This window comes from Pseudoxanthomonas sp. F11, from assembly GCF_037046485.1.
Taxonomy (GTDB): Bacteria; Pseudomonadota; Gammaproteobacteria; order Xanthomonadales; family Xanthomonadaceae; genus Pseudoxanthomonas_A.
In genome coordinates this window covers 96,678-114,921 of the sequence record NZ_JBANLZ010000005.1, presented here as the reverse complement: position 1 = coordinate 114,921, position 18,244 = coordinate 96,678, and the positions used below count along the sequence as shown (strand labels likewise).

The following is an 18,244-nucleotide window of genomic DNA, read 5'->3' as shown; positions in this document are numbered from 1 at the left end:
AATCCTGGGGGTTCCATCGCGTCGCGCGATGGAATCACGCGTCTTTATTGTGCTGGCGCATGACGCGCGACTTCTCGCGGGCCCAGTCGCGGTCCTTCTCGCTGGCGCGCTTGTCGTGGGTCTGCTTGCCCTTGGCCAGCGCCAGCTCGGCCTTCACCTTGTTGCCCTTCCAGTACAGCGACGTGGGCACCAGCGTGTAGCCGTCGCGCTCGACCTTGCCGATCAGACTGTCGATCTCGTTCCGGTGCAGCAGCAGCTTGCGCGTGCGGCGATCATCGGCGACCACGTGCGTGGACGCCTGGATCAGCGGCGTGATCTGCGCGCCGAACAGGAACAGCTCGCCATGCCGGATCACCGCGTAGGCCTCGGTGATGTTGGCGCGGCCGGCACGGATGGCCTTCAGCTCCCAGCCCTGCAGGGCGATGCCGGCTTCGTATCGCTGCTCAAGGTGGTACTCGTGCCGGGCGCGCTTGTTCAGCGCGATCGTGCCTGTTGCTTTATTCTTGTCGGGTTTCTTTGCCATCCGTCCTATTGTCGCCGAAGGCGGAACCCCACGCGAGCCACATGCATACGATCCGCCGCAGCGCCCTGGTCGAACACTCGGCCACCCGGATGTTCGACCTGGTCAACGACGTGGCCGCGTACCCGCGCCGCTTCGACTGGTGCAGCGCCGCCGAGCTGATCGAACAGGGGGAGGCGCGGCTGGTGGCGCGCCTGGATCTGGGCCTGGGCTCGCTGCGTACCTGGTTCACCACCGAAAACGCCCTGGACCGGCCCCACCGGATCGACATGAACCTGGTCGACGGCCCGTTCCGCAAGCTGCATGGGCGCTGGGATTTCCATGCCCTGGACGAATCGGCCTGCAAGGTGACCCTGACCCTGGAGTTCGAGCCCTCCAGCCGCCTGCTGGGCCCGGCGATGGCCCTGGGCTTCCAGGGATTGGCCGACCGGATGGTGGACGACTTCGTGCGCGCCGCCGACCGCGGGGAATGACGTGCGGGTGGACGTGATCCGTGCCTGGCCCCACCGGTTCGAATCGGTGGGGCTGGACCTGCCGGAGGGGGCTACCGTCGGGGACGCACTGGCGGCCAGCGGTTTCGCCGATGCCGGGCATCCGGCGGTGGCGGTCCATGGCGTCATCGCCACGCTTGACACCCTATTGAACGACAACGACCGCGTGGAAGTGCTGCGGCCGTTGCTGATCGATCCGAAGGAGGCGCGCCGCCTACGGGCGCGCAAGTAACGCATCCGCCTTAGCGGCGGCCCTTCTTCTTTTCCTTGGCCAGGTTGGGGCCGAACTTGCGCACGTCGCGCGACAGCTGCAGGTCGGCCTCGGGGAAGTATTCGCCTTCCCAGCTGGCCAGCGTGTCGCCGTTGAACAGCAGCGTGAGGTTCTTGATCTCGGTGGTGCCGCGGCGATTGGTGCGGTTGCTGGCCGTGTAGTCCCAGCGATTGGCGTGGAACGGATCGGCGATCGACGGGCTGCCCAGCAGCGACTGCACCTGCTGCTTGCTCTGGCCCACCTGCAACTGGTCCACGGCCGTCTTCTCGATCAGGTTGCCCTGGTAGATCGGCTGCTTGTAGAGGATGCCGCAGCCAGCGGTGGCGGAAGCGAGGACGGCAACCAGCAGGAATTTGCGCATTGGGACAGGTACGGTGGGAAACCGGGCCGATGATACACTTCCGCGGACCGCCGCAACCGAGCTTCAGGCAGCTGGCGCTAAACCGAGAGTGAACGGAGACGCCATGGAATCGCAGGATCTACGCAAAGTCGGCCTCAAGGTCACCCACCCGCGGATGCGCATCCTGGAGCTGCTCGAGCAGAAGAGCGCCCAGCACCACCTGAGCGCGGAAGACATCTACCGGCAGCTGCTGGAGCATGGCGACGAGATCGGACTGGCGACGGTCTACCGCGTGCTGACCCAGTTCGAAGCGGCCGGGCTGGTGCTCAAGCACAATTTCGAAGGCGGTCAGGCCGTCTACGAGCTGGACCGTGGCGGCCACCACGACCACATGGTGGACGTGGACACCGGCAAGATCATCGAGTTCGAGAGCAGCGAGATCGAGAAGCTGCAGCGCGAGATCGCCGCCAAGCACGGCTACGAGCTGGAAGAGCACTCGCTGGTGCTGTACGTGCGCAAGAAGCGCTGAGGACCGGCAGTTCGCCGTTCAAGGACGTGGGACCGACGTCAGTCGCGAAGCCTCACCGGTAAAGCCTCATCGCGACGTGCGTTGCTCCCACAGCCGGCAGCAGGGGGTCAGACCGCGTTGGCGAGCAGCCGCTTCGCGGCCGCGTGGGCTTCCTTGCTGACCTCCACGCCGCCCAGCATGCGGGCCAGTTCCTCTTCCCGCTGCTTCGCGCCGAGCTTCTCGACCGCGCTCTGGGTCATCCCATCGACCGGCGCCTTGCTGACCCGGTAGTGCGCGTGACCCTGCGCGGCGACCTGGGGCAGGTGTGTGACGCACAGTACCTGCCGCTGGGCGCCCAGGGCGCGCAGCTTCTGGCCGACGATCTCCGCCACGGCGCCACCGATGCCGGTGTCCACTTCGTCGAACACCATGGTGGGCACCGCGTCCAGCCCCAGCGCCGCCACCTCGATGGCCAGCGAAATGCGCGCCAGCTCGCCGCCGGAAGCGACCTTGCGCAGCGCACGCGGCGGCTGGCCCGCGTTGGCCGACACCAGGAACTCGACGCGTTCGGCCCCCGTCGGGTCGGGGCGCTCACCGTCCTGCGGCTCCAGCGCGATCTCGAAGCGCCCGCCGCCCATGCCCAGCTCGGCGATCAGGGCGGTGGTGGTTTCGCCTAGGGCGCGGGCGGCACGCTGGCGGGTGCGGCTGAGCGCGCCCGCCGCATCGCGCCATTGCTGGCGGGCGGCGCCGATCTCGTCGTTGAGCTTCAGCAGGCGTTCGCCGGCGCCACGCAGACCGTCCAGTTCGGCGGCCAATCGGTCGTGCTGCTCCTGCAGGCCCTCCAGCGGCACCCGGTGCTTGCGCGCCAGGTCGTGCACACGGGCGAGCTTGCGCTCCAGGGCGTCGAACTGCAGGGGCTCGCCGTCCAGGTCGTCACGGACCTGGCCCAGCAGGGACAGGGCTTCCTCGATCTGGATGGCGGCACCGTCGAGCAGGCCGTCGACATCGCGCAGACGCGGTTCGTGCTCGGCCTGGCGGGCAAGATCGGCCCGCACCTGCTGCAGCTGGCGGGTCAGGGAGGGAGCATCGTCCCCTGCAAGCTGCCCCAATGCGGCGTCGCAGGCCTGGATCAGGCCGGTGGCGTGGGCCTGGCGGCGGTGGCTGGCGACCAACTGTTCGAGCGCGACGGGCGAGAGGTCTTCGCGCTGCAACTCCGCCAGCTGGTGTTCCAGATAGTTGATGCGGTCGGAGACATCGCCCTGGCCCGACAGCTGCTCACGCTCCTGGAGCAGGGCCGACCACGCGCGGGCCGCGTCGCGCACCTGGGCGCGTTCGGCGTCGTTGCGGGCGAATGCATCCAGCAGGTCGAGCTGGCTGTTGCGCGCCAGCAGGGACTGGTGCTCGTGCTGGCCGTGGATCTCCACCAGCCGCCCGGCCAGGTCGGCCAGTTGCGACAGAGTGACGCTGCGCCCGTTGATCCAGGCGCGGGACCCGCCGTCGGCACGGATGACGCGGCGCAGCTGGCACTGGCCCTCGTCGTCCAGTTCGTTGTCGGCCAGCCAGGCCTGGGCGGGCGAGCCGGGGGCCGCAGCGAACTCGGCCGACAGTTCCGCGCGCTCGGCGCCATGGCGGACCACGCCGCTGTCGGCGCGCAGACCCGACAGGAAACCCAGGGCATCGACGAGCAGCGACTTGCCGGCGCCGGTTTCACCCGAGATGACGGTCATGCCCTCGCCGAACTCCAGTTCGGCGGCACGGACGACGGCGAAGTCCTTGATGGCGAGATGTCTGAGCATGCAGCGGATTGTAAGCGGAGCCGGCGCAAGTTCTGAGACGGACGGGCACAGCTTGCAAAGCCGCGGGGACGACGTTATCTAGCGGGCATGAATTCCCCGTCGCTCTCGCTTGACCCCCGTGCCCGCCAGTTGCTGCGCACGCTGATCTCGCGCTACATCCGCGACGGCGAACCGGTGGGCTCGCAGACCCTGGCCCGCCATGCCGGGCTGGAGGTCAGCCCGGCCACCATCCGCAATATCCTGTCGGAACTGGAGGAAGTGGGGCTGCTCAGTTCCCCGCATACGTCCGCCGGACGCATTCCCACGGCCCAGGGTTACCGGGTGTTCGTCGACAGTCTGGTGCAGGTGAAGTCGCTGGGCGAGGGCGAAGTGGCGCGCCTGCGCGCCGAGCTGCCCAGCGGGGCGGGAACCCAGGCCCTGCTGGGCAATGCGTCCGAGCTGCTGTCGGCGATGACCCATTTTGTGGGCGTGGTCAGCGTGCCGAAGCGCGAGCAGTTCGCCTTCCGCTACATCGATTTCGTGCCGCTCGACGGGCAGCGGGTGATGGCCATCCTGGTGTTCGCCGACAACGATGTGCAGAACCGGGTCATCGAGACCCGCCGTCCGTACGAGCGCGCCGAACTGGAGCGCATCGCCAACTACCTCAACGCCCAGTTCGCCGGCCGATCGCTGGCCGACATCCGCGCCAGCCTGCTGCGCGACCTGCGCCGGGCGCAGACCGAGATGGAAGGCCTGCTGGCCGAATCCATCGAACTGGCGGAACAGGCGCTGACGCCGCCCAACGACGATGTGGTGCTGGCCGGACAGACCCGGCTGATGGGCGTGCAGGAGCTTTCCGATCTGGAGCGGCTGCGCGAACTGTTCGAAGCCTTCGCCCGCAAGCGCGAGATCCTGCAATTGCTGGAACGCACGATCCGCGCGCCCGGCGTGCGCATCTTCATCGGTGAGGACACGGGCTTGGCGCCGCACGACGGGGTGTCGGTGGTGACCGCGCCCTACATGGCCGCGGGGCAGGTACTGGGTGTGCTGGGCGTCATCGGACCCACGCGGATGGCCTACGACCGGGTCATTCCGGTGGTGCAGGCGGCGGCCGATGTGCTGGGCGCGGCCTTGAATCCCGACGCGCCGGCCCCATAGGTTCCCGGTTGGGCGGCAGGACCCGCCGCCAGGGAACCGAAATGAACGAACAGCACGAACACGATGCCACTCCGGGCCAGACGCCCGAATCCCCCGACACCGACGCCGCCCTGCTGGCCGAGCTGGAGACCCTGCGCAACGAGCTGGACCAGCTGCGGGCGACCACGCTGCTGGAGCGCGCCGACCTGGAGAACCAGCGCAAGCGCGTGGCGCGCGACATCGAGCAGGCCCGCAAGTTCGCCAACGAGCGCCTGCTGGGCGACCTGCTGCCGGTGTTCGACAGCCTGGACGCCGGCCTGGCCGCCGCCGGCAGCGAGCCCAGCCCCCTGCGGGACGGACTTGAGCTGACCTTCAAGCAATTGTTGAAGGTGGCCAGCGACAACGGCCTGAGTCTGCTCGACCCGGCCGGCGAGGCCTTCAACCCCGAGCATCACCAGGCCATCAGCCAGGCCGATGCGCCCGATGCGGCGCCGGGCAGCGTGGTGCAGGTGTTCCAGAAGGGCTACGTGCTCAACGGCCGCCTGCTGCGTCCCGCCCTGGTGGTGGTGGCCAAGCACGACTGAACGACACGCGGGTGGCGCTTGAACGGCGCCATCGCATCCCTATATCGGGACCATCCACCCGGCCGATCGCCGGGTCCAACATCAGAATTTGCTAGGGAGCGAAATCCATCATGGGCAAGATCATCGGCATCGACCTGGGCACGACCAATTCGTGCGTGGCGATCATGGACGGCGGCAAGGCCCGCGTCATCGAGAACTCGGAAGGCGACCGCACCACCCCCTCCATCGTGGCCTATACGAAGGATGGTGAAGTGCTGGTCGGCGCCTCGGCCAAGCGCCAGGCCGTCACCAACCCCAAGAACACCTTCTACGCGGTGAAGCGCCTGATCGGCCGCAAGTTCACCGACGCCGAAGTGAAGAAGGACCTGGACCTGGTGCCCTACGGCATCATCGCGCACGACAATGGCGATGCCTGGGTGCAGACCAGCGACGGCAAGAAGATGGCGCCGCAGGAAATCTCCGCGCGCGTGCTGGAAAAGATGAAGAAGACGGCCGAAGCCTTCCTGGGCGAGACCGTCACCGAAGCCGTCATCACCGTGCCGGCCTATTTCAACGACAGCCAGCGCCAGGCCACCAAGGACGCCGGCAAGATCGCCGGCCTGGACGTCAAGCGCATCATCAACGAGCCGACCGCAGCCGCGCTGGCCTACGGGCTGGACAAGGGTGACGGCGGCGCCGACCGCAAGATCGTCGTCTACGACCTGGGTGGTGGCACGTTCGACGTATCCATCATCGAGATCGCCAACGTCGATGGCGAGAAGCAGTTCGAAGTGCTGGCCACCAACGGCGACACCTTCCTGGGCGGCGAGGACTTCGACAAGCGCGTCATCGATTACCTCGTCGAGGAATTCCAGAAGGACCAGGGCATCGACCTGCGCAAGGATCCGCTGGCCCTGCAGCGCCTGAAGGACGCGGCCGAACGCGCCAAGATCGAGCTGTCCAGCTCGCAGCAGACCGAAGTGAACCTGCCGTACGTCACGGCCGACGCCTCGGGCCCGAAGCACCTCAACATCAAGCTGACCCGCGCCAAGCTGGAAGCGCTGGTCGAAGACCTGGTGAAGAAGACCATCGAGCCGTGCCGCATCGCGCTGAACGACGCCGGCCTGCGCGCCAGCGACATCGGCGAAGTCATCCTCGTCGGCGGCCAGACCCGCATGCCGAAGGTGCAGCAGGCGGTGGCCGAGTTCTTCGGCAAGGAGCCGCGCAAGGACGTCAACCCCGATGAGGCCGTGGCGCTGGGCGCCGCGATCCAGGGCGGCGTGCTGGCCGGCGACGTCAAGGACGTGCTGCTGCTCGACGTGACCCCGCTGTCGCTGGGCATCGAGACCCTGGGCGGCGTGTTCACCAAGATCATCGAGAAGAACACCACCATCCCGACCAAGGCCTCGCAGACCTTCTCCACCGCCGAGGACAACCAGTCCGCGGTGACGGTGCACGTGCTGCAGGGCGAGCGCGAGCAGGCCCGCTTCAACAAGTCGCTGGCCAAGTTCGACCTGGCCGGCATCGAGCCGGCGCCGCGCGGCATGCCGCAGGTGGAGGTGTCCTTCGACATCGACGCCAACGGCATCCTGCACGTGTCGGCCAAGGACAAGAAGACCAACAAGGAACAGAAGGTCGAGATCAAGGCCGGTTCGGGCCTGTCCGAGGACGAGATCAACCGGATGGTCGCCGATGCCGAGGCGCACCGCGAGGAAGACAAGAAGTTCCAGGAACTGGTGCAGGCGCGCAACCACGCCGACGGCCTGATCCACGCCACCCGCAGCGCCATCACCGAGCACGGCAGCAAGGTGCCGGGCGACGTGATCGGCCGCGTCGAATCGGCCATCGCCGACCTGGAAACCGCGATGAAGGGCGACGAGAAGGCGCAGATCGAGGCCAAGGCCAAGGCGCTGGAGGAGGCCGGGCAGTCCCTGTATGCGGCGGCCGCGTCGAGCGACCAGCCCGGTGCGGGCCCGGCAGGTGGCGGTGCGGCCCCGGCCGATGACGTCGTCGACGCCGAGTTCACCGAAGTCAAGGACGACAAGAAGTAATCCCGGCCCACGGGATGCGGCGAACGGGAGACGTGGCCTGCCACGGCCTCCCGTTTTGCCATCCGGCGACCCTGCCAGACCAGCCTGACGACACATGAGCAAGCGCGATTACTACGAAGTCCTGGGCGTGGCCCGCGACGCCAGCGAAGAAGACCTGAAGAAGGCTTATCGGCGCTGCGCGATGAAGCACCATCCCGACCGCAATCCCGGCGATGCCGCCGCCGAGGCGGCGTTCAAGGAGTGCAAGGAAGCCTACGAGGTGCTGTCGGACGGGGCCAAGCGCCGCGCCTATGATGCGCACGGCCATGCCGCGTTCGAGCACGGCATGGGCGGTGGCGGTCCCGGCGGCCCGGACATGGGCGACATCTTCGGCGACATCTTCGGCAACATCTTCGGCGGCGGGGGCGCACGCGCGGCACGCCGTGGCGCCGATGTCGGCTACGTGATGGAACTGGACCTGGAAGAAGCCGTCGCCGGCATCGAAAAGCGCATCGAGATCCCCACGCTGGTCGCCTGCGACCCCTGCAAGGGCACGGGCTCGGCCGACGGCCGCGTCGAGACCTGCGGCACCTGCGGCGGTCGCGGCAACGTGCGCATGCAGCGCGGCATCTTCGCCATGCAGCAGGCGTGCCCGGCCTGTGGTGGCCGCGGCCAGACCATCCGGAATCCCTGCACCGAGTGCCATGGCGCCGGCCGCGTGGAGGAAGAGAAGGTGCTGTCGGTCAAGATCCCGGCCGGCGTGGACAACGGCGACCGCATCCGCCTGACCGGCGAAGGCGAGGCCGGACCACCCGGAACCCCGCCGGGCGACCTGTACGTGGAAGTGCGCGTGCGCGAGCACGACATCTTCCAGCGCGACGGCGACGACCTGCACTGCGAGGTGCCGATCCGCATCTCGCAGGCCGCGCTGGGCGACACCGTGCGCGTGCCGACACTGAAGGGCGAGGCGGAGATCCGCATCCCGGCCGAAACGCAGACCGGCAAGCTGTTCCGCCTGCGCGGCAAGGGCGTGAAGTCCGTGCGCAGCCGCAGCGAAGGCGACCTGTACTGCCGCGTGGTGGTGGAAACCCCGGTGAACCTGACCCCCGAACAGCGGGAGCTGCTGGAGAAGTTCGAGGCCACCTTCATCGGAGAGGAAGCGCGCAAGCATTCGCCGAAGTCGGCCACGTTCCTGGACGGCGTCAAGGGGTTCTGGGACCGCATGACCTCCTGACCCCCTGTGACATCCCGCCGCCCGCGGACGCGAGCGGCTTGTGGCATCCTGCGACGGCCCCGGCGACCCCGGGGCCGTTTTCATTCACGTCCACGAAGAAGGGAGTTCGCGTGCGCATGAACAAGGGGAAGCGGTGGGGATGGTGGGCGTTGCTGGTGATGGCGCCCGCTTGGGCGGCCGATGACCGGCCGCTGCAGGTGGAGCGCGAGTCCACGCGCTTCGTGCTCAATGCCGACGGCAGTTTCGTGCAGGAACAGGAAACCGCGATCAAGGTGCTGAAAGACAGCGCGCTGGAAGCGGCCAAGGATGCATCGGTCAGCTACAGCACCAGCATCCAGAAGGCCGAGGTGGTCGAAGCCTACACGTTGAAGCCCGACGGCCGCCGCGTCGATGTGCCCAAGGGCAACTACCAGGTCAGCAGCAGTTCGGGACGGGAGGGCGATTCACCCATCTACTCCGACCAGACGACGCTCACTGTCGTGTTCCCCGAGTTGGCCGTCGGCGACACCACGGTGTTTACCTATCGGGTGACGGCGACGCAGCCGATGTTCCCGGGCCATTTCTCGGTGATCCGAAATTACAGCCCGGCCGCGTACTACGGCGACGTGCAGGTGACCATCGATGCGCCCGAGGCGATGCAGGCCGCGTGGCGCAACTGGCAGATGACGCAGCCCGCCGTCGAAACCCGCGACGGGCGCCGGATCGTGCGCTGGCGCTGGAGCAACCGCCAGCCAGTCGACCGCGAAAGCCTGCGCGATACGGTCTTCACCGCCGATCGCTATCCGGGCTACGCGTTTTCCACCTTCGCCAGCTACGCCGACATCGCGGCGGCCTACGGGGGACCGGCCAACGCCAAGGCCACGCTGACGCCCCGGTTGCGCACGCTCGCCGCGGAGATCGCGGGCAAGAGCACGGACCCGCGCGAGACGGCGAAGAAGCTTTACGAATGGGTTTCCACCAAGATCACCTATGCCGGCAACTGCATCGGACTGGGCGCAGTGGTCCCGCGCGATCTGGACGTGGTGCTCGACAACCGCATGGGCGACTGCAAGGACCATGCGACCCTGCTGCAGGCGTTGCTGAAAGCCCGCGGCATCGACAGTACCCAGGCGCTCATCAACGCGGGCGGTACCTACACGCTGCCGGACATCCCGGTCGCATCGGTAGTCAACCACGTGATCAACTACATCCCCAGCCTGGATCTTTACGTGGACTCGACCGCGGCCACGGTGCCCTTCGGCAGTCTGCCGGACGGGGCGGCAGGCAAACCCGTGCTGCTGGTGGACGGTCATCGCGACGGCACCACCACGCCGGTGACGCAGGTCGGTTCGGAATGGCAGAAGCTGCGCACGACGCTTCGCATCCAGCCGGACGGTTCGATCAAGGGCGCGCAGCGGGTCGAACTGAGCGGACGCATGGCGGTGGCGGCACGCGCTCAGTTCCGCAACGTCGGCGCCAGCGATGCGGACAAGCTGGTGCGCAATTACTTCCGGGGAAGCGCACTGAGCGCAAGCGGCAAGGTGAAGTACGACGATCCCGTGCCGATGCTGGAGACCTTCAACATGGAGGCGGATTTCGAAGTCGAACGGATGCTCCCGACGAGCGGAGGTTTCCAGGTGCAACCCTGGTTTCTGAGCTTCACCCCGGTCGCCATGCTGGTGGCTTCCCAAATCGGTGATCCGGACCAGCCCGCGGGCGAGAGCAGCTGTGGTGCCTACCATTCGGACGAGGAGTACACCTTCGAGTTCCCCGCGTCGATGCGGATCGTCGCCATGCCGAAGGGCGTCAGCGTACGCGAAGGCACGCTCAGCTATGTCTCGACGTTCCGGCAGGACGGCGCGCGCCTGCACGTGCGCCGCACGCTGGACGACCGCACGCCCGGCCCGGTGTGTTCGCCGGAGTACAACGACGGCTTTGCCCGGGTCATGCGCAAGATCATGCCCGACCTGCGCGCACAGGTGGTCTACCTGACAGGGGAAGGCGTGGTGCAGCAATGAGTACCGGCTGGTGCAGCGCGTGACGCACAACCTATCTCCCCTGATCGGCATCGTCGGCAGCGCAGGCGCCTATGGTCGCTGGCTGCAGCACTTCTTCCAGGAACGGATGGGCCTGGAGGTCATCGGCCACGACCCCGCCGACCCCGCATCCACAGACGAAGCCGAGCTCGTGCAGCGGGCGGACGTCCTGGTTTTCTCGGCACCGATCCGCCACACCGGGGCGCTGATCGCCCGCTATGCGGCGCTTGCCGCCGGTAGTGAGGCCGGGCGTTTGTGGCTGGACGTCACCTCGATCAAGGCCGCGCCCGTGGCCGCGATGCTGGCATCGCGCGCCGAGGTGGTGGGGCTGCATCCGATGACCGCTCCGCCCAAGACGCCGACCTTGAAGGGCAGGGTGATGGTGGTCTGCGAAGCGCGCGTGGACACATGGCGGCCTTGGGTGGCGTCGCTGCTTGTCGCGCTGGAGGCCGAGTGCGTGCAGGCCACGCCCGAGCAGCACGACCGGGTGATGGCGCTCGTGCAGGCGATGGTCCATGCCACCCACCTGGCACAAGCGGGCGTGCTGCGCGGCGAAGCCGCGCGTGCCGGCCATCTGGCCGCCCTGATGCCTTTCCGTTCCGCATCGTTCGAGATGGATGCGGCCATCATCGCGCGCATCCTGTCGCTCAATCCGGCGATCTACGAAGACATCCAGTTCGGCAATCCGCATGCCAGCGATGTGCTGCAGGCGCTGGCGCGGCAGATCCAGCGCATGGCGAACCTGGTGGGGGAGGGCACGGATGCGGCCCGCGCCGCGTTCCGGCGCGAGTTCCTGCATGATGCCCACGATGCCATCGGCCCGGACATGCTGGCCCAGGGCAACTACAGTTACGAACGGATCGGCTATCTGCTGGCCGATCTCACCGGCCGCGAGGCGATCAGCGTGCACCTGCCGGAGGATCGGCCCGGCTCGTTGCGGGCGTTACTGCACGTGTTCGAACGGCATGGCATCAGCCTATCGTCGATCCATTCCTCGCGTACGCCAGAAGGCGAGGTGCACTTCAGGATCGGATTCGATGCGGACGTGGATGCCGCGGTACTGGCGCACGCCGCGCAAGAGATCGATGTGAGCGGACTGGGGAGAGTACTGGCATGAACGTGGCCGCGCGATCCAGCTGCGTCGTCGACGCGGTACTGATCGGCCGAGCGGTCGCCTTCACGCGTGCCGGCAGCGTCAGCGCCATCGCCAAGACCCCCGTATCCGGTCCGCAGCGCGTCACTCGGCTCGGCATCACCGACGACGAGCAGGGCGACCTGCGTGTCCACGGGGGGGGGCCGACAAGGCCGTCCATCACTATCCCCGCGATCATTACCGCGCCTGGCAGGCCGACATCGGCGTCCACCCCTTGCTTGAGCATCCCGGTGCGTTCGGCGAGAACATCAGCACGTCCGGCATGCTCGAGCACACTGTGTGCCTGGGAGACCGGTACCGCATGGGCACGGCGCTGGTGGAGGTCTCCCAGTCGCGCCAGCCGTGCTGGAAGCTGTCCGATCACTTCGCCATTCCTGACATGGCGCGTCGTGTGCAGGATACCGGTCGTACGGGCTGGTACTACCGGGTGATCGAGGAGGGGGATGTGCAGCAGGGCGATGCTCTGCTGCTCGCGGACCGTCCCCACCCGGCATGGCCCCTGTCCCGTTTCATCGCGCTGCTGTATGAGCGGGCCATCGATCCGGGCGTGCTGCATGACGTACTGGAACTGCCGCTGGTCCCTTCGTGGCGGGTACTGTTCCAGCGGCGCCTCGAACGCGGCGCGGTGGAGGATTGGAGCAAGCGCCTGACAGGCGGCGTGACGGACGCATGACGCGCACGACCTTATAAACGCGTTTACTCGACAGCGCCCCGCGTGGCGGCCTAGCATCACGGCATGGATGCAGGGGGTATGCATCATCGTCATCGTCCGCAAGGAGTGTGGGAGATGAGTCGGGATCGCAAAGTGACGCCGCTGTCGTCGATTCGGCCGCCGGCGCCCCCGTCGGGCACGGGTGCGTCTGCCGACGCCATCGCCCTGCTGACGCGTATCGTGGCGGCGCAGGGCGAGATTGCCGCCGCCGGCCCCGATCCGCAGGACGTGGTGGATGCCATCACGTCCCGCGCGCAGGCGCTGACCGGCTCCGCCGGGGCGGTACTCGAGATCCGCGACGGCGACCTGATGCGCTACTGGTCGGCCAGCGGCATCGCGCAGGGCCAGGTCGGTCTCGCGTTGCCTGTCGAAGGCAGCCTGTCGGGTCGCTGCATCCGCGAGGCGCGCGTGCTGCGCTGCGACGACAGCGAGGACGATCCCCGCGTCAATCGCGAAGCCTGCCGCACGGTGGGCCTGCGCTCGATGCTGGTGGCGCCGTTGCGCTTCCGCGACCAGGTGGTCGGTGTGCTGAAGGTACTGTCCGCCTCGCCCGGGGCCTATGACGACACCGATTGCAGCACACTGGAACAGTTGAGCACGCTGGTAGCCGCGAGCATGTACATGGCCATCGAGCATGCGCAGATGCGCGCGACGCTCCAGGCTCGCATGGGACAGGGCGAGCGCGAACGCAGGGACCTGCGCGATGTCCGAGAACGCCTGCTGCAGGTGCTGGAACACGGGCGGATCGCGATCGCCCTGCAGCCGATCGTCCGCCTCGCCGATGGTGTCGTCGTCGGCCACGAGGCATTGGCGCGCTTTCCGCTGGAGTACGACCTGTCCACGGGGCGCTGGTTCGAGGATGCCGCGCGCACCGGACTCAGCGTGGAGCTGGAACTCGCCGCCGCCGCCGCCGCGCTGGCGCGGTTCGCATCGCTGCCGCGGGAGACGTTTCTTTCGGTCAACGTGTCGCCGGAAACCGCGTGCAGCGACCGCCTGCGCCAGCTCATCGCCGGGCATGACCTTCGGCGGCTGGTACTGGAGGTTACCGAGCACACGCCGGTGGACGACTACGGACGCCTGAACCAGCGGCTGTCGGCGCTGCAGGAGGAGGGGGTACGCATTGCCGTGGACGATACCGGCGCGGGCTTCGCCAGCCTGCGCCATGTGCTGCGGCTGGCGCCGGACATCATCAAGCTCGACATCACCCTGGTCCGCGAAGTCGATCAGCGCCCGCGCATGCAGACGCTGATCGCCGCGCTACTGACCTTCGCACAGGGCACGGGTGCCGACCTCATCGCCGAGGGTGTGGAAAGCCCGCGTCAGCTCGAAACTCTGAAACAGCTCGGTGTGCCGTTGGGACAGGGGTTCCATCTTGGTCATCCGCAGTGCACCTGAACGCCGGGACTTCGCCACGCGGCACCCGGCCGTTACCATGACCGGATGGACACCTCTCCGACCCGATTGCTGATCCACGGTGCCTCCGGCCGGATGGGTCAGGCTTTGCTCCGCCTGGCCGCCGAGCAGCCCGCATGCACGGTGGTCGCCGCCGTGACACGCCGTGCCCCCGCGCAGCGTGTCGTCGATGGCGTGCCGCATTTCGCCGCCACCGAGCTGGGCGGCGTTCCGGCCTTCGACGCGGCCGTCGACTTCAGCCTGCCCGAAGGCTTCGATGCCGTTCTGGCCCTGTGCGTGGACCGAGGGTGTCCGCTGGTGTCAGGCACCACGGGCATCGATGCGGCACAGCAGGACGCACTGGCCACGGCGGCGACCCGCATCCCCTTGGTCTGGGCAAGCAATTTCAGTCTGGGCGTGGCCGTCCTGGCAGAGTTGGTGGAGCGTGCCGCGGCGGCGCTGCCGGGCTGGGATGTCGATATCGTCGAATCGCACCACGTGCACAAGAAGGACGCGCCGTCCGGCACGGCACTGACGCTGGGGCAGGCGGCAGGCAGCGCGGGGCAGGCGGTGCGCTATGCCAGCCTGCGGGCCGGCGACATCGTGGGCGAGCACATGGTGCAGTTCACCGGGCTGGGGGAGCGGATCGAGCTGACCCATCGGGCGACCCATCGCGACATCTTCGCCCGCGGTGCGCTGCATGTGGCGCGGTCGCTGGTGGGGCGCCCACCCGGGGCCTATCGCGTACGCGATCTTCTGGATTGATACGCGCCCATTCATCATGCCGGCGCTTGGAATCTGAATGCGCGGCGCCCTTGTCCGGTGCGGCCCGCAGCAGAACGCAAAAAACGGTGGCGCTGAACAGGGCTTCTCCGTACAATTCCCGCTCGCCTGTTACCCATCGCCACGGACCGGATGAACGCCGCGTCCGCGGTTTCTTGCAGCCGCAAGCCGGTGGGACAGGGTTCCTCCACCCCAAGGCGAACCCCGTGACTCGACCCGCACTCCTCGTACTCGAAGACGGCACCGTATTCGAGGGCGAATCCGTAGGCGCAGACGGCCTTTCGGTCGGCGAAGTGGTGTTCAACACCGCGATGACCGGCTACCAGGAGGTCCTGACCGACCCGTCCTACGCCCGCCAGCTCGTTACCCTGACGTACCCCCATATCGGCAACACCGGCTGCACCGACCAGGACGATGAAGCGTCCAGGGTCTGGTGCGCCGGACTGATCGTGCGCGACGTGCCGCGCCGCCCCAGCAGCTGGCGCAACCAGCAGGCGCTCCCGGAATGGCTGCAGACCCGCGGCATCGTGGCCATCGCCGGCATCGATACGCGCAAGCTGACCCGCATCCTGCGTGAGCGCGGCGCCCAGAACGGGGCGCTGATGGCCGGCGACGACATCGATGTCGAGAAGGCGCTGGAAGCGGCACGCAAGTTCCCGGGCCTGAAGGGCATGGACCTGGCTAAGGTGGTCACCACCGACAAGGCCTACCCGTGGCGCGATGGCCAGCTGGACCTGGACCGCAATGCCTTCGTTCAGGCGCCGGCGAAGTACAAGGTGGTGGCCTACGACTTCGGCGTGAAGCACAACATCCTGCGCATGCTGGCCGAACGCGGCTGCGACGTGACCGTGGTGCCGGCGCAGACCAGCGCCGCCGACGTGCTGGCGCTGCAGCCCGATGGCGTGTTCCTGTCCAACGGACCGGGCGACCCGGAGCCGTGCGATTACGCGATCACCGCCATCCGCGAGTTCATCGCGAAGAAGACGCCGACTTTCGGCATCTGCCTGGGCCACCAACTGTTGGCGCTCGCGGCCGGCGCACAGACCATGAAGATGGGCCACGGCCACCACGGTGCCAACCATCCGGTCCAGGACCTCGATTCCGGCCGGGTGATGATCACCTCGCAGAACCATGGCTTCGCGGTCGACGAGACCACGCTGCCGGCCAACGTGCGCGTGATCCACCGTTCGCTGTTCGACGGCACCAACCAGGGCATCGAACTGACCGACGCCCCGGCGTTCTCGTTCCAGGGCCACCCGGAAGCATCGCCGGGGCCGCATGATGTGGCACCGTTGTTCGACCGGTTCGTCGCCTGCATGGAGCAGGCGCGGTCATCGTGAGGGGGATGGCTACGTGCCATCGATTGTCCGTAACGGGTGGCGGGGGAAGCCGCCCCATCCCAAGGAGTGGAGTATGAAAGTGCTGGTCCGTCTGTTGTTGCTGCTGGTCTTGTTGCCACTGCAGGGTTTTGCGCGTGAGGTGCCGATCCAGGATTTCTTCAAGGATCCGGAATTCACCTCGATCAGCGTGTCTCCTGACGGCAAGCACATGGCCGTCACCGTTCCGCAGGCCGACCGCACCGTGCTGGCGGTGTTGCGTGTCGCCGACCAGGGCGTCGTGGGCAAGTGGGACTACGGCGAGGACCGCCATTTCCGCCAGGTCTATTGGGCCAACAACAACCGCCTGCTGTTCTTCGTCACGTTCAAGACCGGTCGCTTCGACTTCGAAACCGCGAAGGGCGATCTATACGCGTCGAACATCGATGGCACTGGCCGCATCGACATCCCCAACGGCAACTACTACAGCATCGTCGACCTCACCCCGGAAGACCCGGACACGATCCTGGTCGAGCGCTCGATCGAGACTTCGTTCCTGTTCAAACTGAACATCAACAACGGCCGGACGACGACCGTCGCTTCGGCACCCGTGGAGCAGGGCACCTTCCTCGTGGACCATGACCGGAACGTGCGCTTCGTCGCCGGCGCGATGAACGATGGCCGCAACGTGACTTATCGCCGCGATGGCGACAGGTGGACGCTGGTCCACGAGAGCGAACGCAACGGTGCCACCTACTATCCGCTCGGCTTCGATGCGCAGAACAAGCGCGTCTACATGGCGAAGGGCGAGCAGGGCAAGCCTGAAACAATTGTCCTGCTCGATGTGGATTCCCGCGAAGAGATCCCGGTGTCCAGTAACGGTACCGTCAGTCCGTCCGGTTACCTGTGGAGCAGTGACGAGAAGACGCTGCTTGGCGTGTGGTACGAAGATGGTGTCCCGTACTGGGACTGGGTCGCGCCCGAGCATCCGGAGACCAAGGTGTACGCGGGTCTGGCGAAAGCATTCCCCGGCAAGGCCGTGCGCTTCCTCCGACCGTCGCAGGACGGGCGCTACTTCGCCATGCGGGTCTTCGCCGACACGATGCCTTCGGAGGCCTATCTGTTCGACCGCGAGTCGGGCAAGGCCAAGTTCCTGGCTGCCAGCATGGACTGGATCAAGCCCGAAGAAATGTCCCCGATGAAGCCCATCTTGGTGAAGGCGCGCGATGGCCTGCCGCTGCACGGCTACATCACGATTCCGAAGAACAGCGACGGCAAGAAGCTCCCGCTGATCATCAATCCGCACGGCGGCCCGCACGGTCCGCGCGACGAATGGGGCTTCAATCCCGAAGTCCAGCTGTTCGCGAATCGTGGCTATGCCGTCCTGCAGATCAACTACCGTGGGTCGGGCGGCTACGGCAATGCGTTCGAAGGCATGGGTTACCGCAAGTGGGGGACGACCATGCAGGACGATCTGACCGACTCGGTGAAGTGGGCGATCGCGCAGGGTATTGCGGACCCGGATCGTGTTTGCATCTATGGCGCGTCCTATGGCGGCTACGCGGCGCTGATGAGCGTGGTGCGCGAGCCGGACCTGTACCGTTGCACCGTCGGCTACGTGGGCGTCTACGATCTTGACGCACAGCGCAGTGCGGATTTCATGGAGCGGGAGAGCGGACGCAACTACCTGAAGGACGTGTATCCGCCGACGGCCGCCGAGCGCATGGCGCAGTCGCCGGCCTACGGTGTCGAACGCATCAATGTTCCGATCCTGCTGGTCCATGGCGAGAAGGACGTGCGCGTACCGATCAAGAACATGCATTTCCTGATCTCGCAGCTGGCCAAGGCCGGCAAGAAGCCGGATGACGTGATCGTGGAAAAGAAGGAAGCGCACGGATTCCGCGACCTGCAGAACAACGTCAACCTCTACACCAAGATGCTGGCGTTCTTTGACAAGTACATCGGGCCGAACGCGAAGACCGCCTCGGCCCCGTAACCCTGGAA

At 67.1% G+C, this 18,244-nt stretch carries 16 protein-coding genes and 1 pseudogene; 14 read left to right on the top strand and 3 right to left on the bottom strand.

What is annotated here, in order from left to right; genetic code table 11:
* Window positions 1-34 precede the first annotated feature (34 nt).
* Entirely contained in the window at window positions 35-523 is a 489-nt protein-coding gene (smpB, locus tag V8246_RS15225) for an SsrA-binding protein SmpB (protein ID WP_162109288.1), read from the bottom strand.
* A gap of 41 nt (window positions 524-564) precedes the next feature.
* On the opposite strand from smpB, the gene V8246_RS15220 reads away from it, so the two are divergent.
* On the top strand, window positions 565-993 hold the full coding sequence (locus V8246_RS15220) for a type II toxin-antitoxin system RatA family toxin (RefSeq protein ID WP_185896045.1): 429 nt from the start codon (window positions 565-567) through the stop codon (window positions 991-993).
* Window position 994: 1 nt separating this feature from the next.
* Window positions 995-1,243 carry an RnfH family protein gene (locus V8246_RS15215; RefSeq protein ID WP_336189953.1) on the top strand — a complete coding sequence of 83 codons (249 nt, stop codon included), beginning with the start codon at window positions 995-997 and terminating at the stop codon, window positions 1,241-1,243.
* 10 nt (window positions 1,244-1,253) lie between these two features.
* Here the strand turns inward: V8246_RS15215 and bamE are convergent, their stop codons facing one another.
* A complete protein-coding gene (bamE, locus tag V8246_RS15210; protein WP_336189952.1) occupies window positions 1,254-1,643 on the bottom strand; it encodes an outer membrane protein assembly factor BamE in 390 nt (129 codons plus the stop codon).
* 103 nt (window positions 1,644-1,746) lie between these two features.
* Between bamE and fur the strand changes: the two genes are divergently transcribed.
* On the top strand, window positions 1,747-2,151 hold the full coding sequence (gene fur / locus V8246_RS15205; protein ID WP_162109292.1) for a ferric iron uptake transcriptional regulator: 405 nt from the start codon (window positions 1,747-1,749) through the stop codon (window positions 2,149-2,151).
* A 107-nt stretch (window positions 2,152-2,258) separates the two neighbouring features.
* Here the strand turns inward: fur and recN are convergent, their stop codons facing one another.
* Window positions 2,259-3,926, bottom strand: a complete 1,668-nt coding sequence (gene recN / locus V8246_RS15200) for a DNA repair protein RecN (protein ID WP_336189951.1) — start codon at window positions 3,924-3,926, stop codon at window positions 2,259-2,261.
* A gap of 87 nt (window positions 3,927-4,013) precedes the next feature.
* Here recN and hrcA point away from each other — a divergent pair, with 87 nt between their 5' ends.
* The 11 genes and pseudogenes from hrcA to V8246_RS15145 all read left to right on the top strand — a co-directional run bounded on the left by hrcA (window position 4,014) and on the right by V8246_RS15145 (window position 18,236).
* A complete protein-coding gene (gene hrcA / locus V8246_RS15195) occupies window positions 4,014-5,063 on the top strand; it encodes a heat-inducible transcriptional repressor HrcA (RefSeq protein WP_336189950.1) in 1,050 nt (349 codons plus the stop codon).
* Between the two features lie 41 nt (window positions 5,064-5,104).
* The gene (gene grpE, locus V8246_RS15190) at window positions 5,105-5,626 is read left to right on the top strand and encodes a nucleotide exchange factor GrpE (protein ID WP_313223531.1); all 522 of its coding nucleotides are present in this window, start codon (window positions 5,105-5,107) and stop codon (window positions 5,624-5,626) included.
* A 110-nt stretch (window positions 5,627-5,736) separates the two neighbouring features.
* The gene (dnaK, locus tag V8246_RS15185; protein WP_313223533.1) at window positions 5,737-7,656 is read left to right on the top strand and encodes a molecular chaperone DnaK; all 1,920 of its coding nucleotides are present in this window, start codon (window positions 5,737-5,739) and stop codon (window positions 7,654-7,656) included.
* A 94-nt stretch (window positions 7,657-7,750) separates the two neighbouring features.
* Window positions 7,751-8,869 (top strand): molecular chaperone DnaJ, encoded by a 1,119-nt coding sequence (dnaJ, locus tag V8246_RS15180; protein WP_162109297.1) that lies wholly within the window; start codon window positions 7,751-7,753, stop codon window positions 8,867-8,869.
* A gap of 116 nt (window positions 8,870-8,985) precedes the next feature.
* A complete protein-coding gene (locus V8246_RS15175; RefSeq protein WP_336189949.1) occupies window positions 8,986-10,866 on the top strand; it encodes a DUF3857 and transglutaminase domain-containing protein in 1,881 nt (626 codons plus the stop codon).
* A gap of 19 nt (window positions 10,867-10,885) precedes the next feature.
* Window positions 10,886-12,001 (top strand): prephenate dehydrogenase, encoded by a 1,116-nt coding sequence (locus V8246_RS15170; protein ID WP_313223537.1) that lies wholly within the window; start codon window positions 10,886-10,888, stop codon window positions 11,999-12,001.
* Window positions 11,998-12,710, top strand: a pseudogene (locus tag V8246_RS15165) (MOSC domain-containing protein). Before V8246_RS15170 ends, V8246_RS15165 begins: the two are co-directional and overlap by 4 nt.
* Window positions 12,711-12,824: 114 nt before the next feature.
* The gene (locus V8246_RS15160; RefSeq protein ID WP_336189947.1) at window positions 12,825-14,144 is read left to right on the top strand and encodes an EAL domain-containing protein; all 1,320 of its coding nucleotides are present in this window, start codon (window positions 12,825-12,827) and stop codon (window positions 14,142-14,144) included.
* Window positions 14,145-14,189: 45 nt separating this feature from the next.
* A complete protein-coding gene (gene dapB, locus V8246_RS15155; protein WP_336189946.1) occupies window positions 14,190-14,906 on the top strand; it encodes a 4-hydroxy-tetrahydrodipicolinate reductase in 717 nt (238 codons plus the stop codon).
* Between the two features lie 224 nt (window positions 14,907-15,130).
* Window positions 15,131-16,264 carry a glutamine-hydrolyzing carbamoyl-phosphate synthase small subunit gene (gene carA, locus V8246_RS15150; RefSeq protein ID WP_336189944.1) on the top strand — a complete coding sequence of 378 codons (1,134 nt, stop codon included), beginning with the start codon at window positions 15,131-15,133 and terminating at the stop codon, window positions 16,262-16,264.
* Window positions 16,265-16,337: 73 nt separating this feature from the next.
* The gene (locus tag V8246_RS15145; protein ID WP_336189943.1) at window positions 16,338-18,236 is read left to right on the top strand and encodes a S9 family peptidase; all 1,899 of its coding nucleotides are present in this window, start codon (window positions 16,338-16,340) and stop codon (window positions 18,234-18,236) included.
* The last annotated feature ends 8 nt before the right edge of the window (window positions 18,237-18,244 follow it).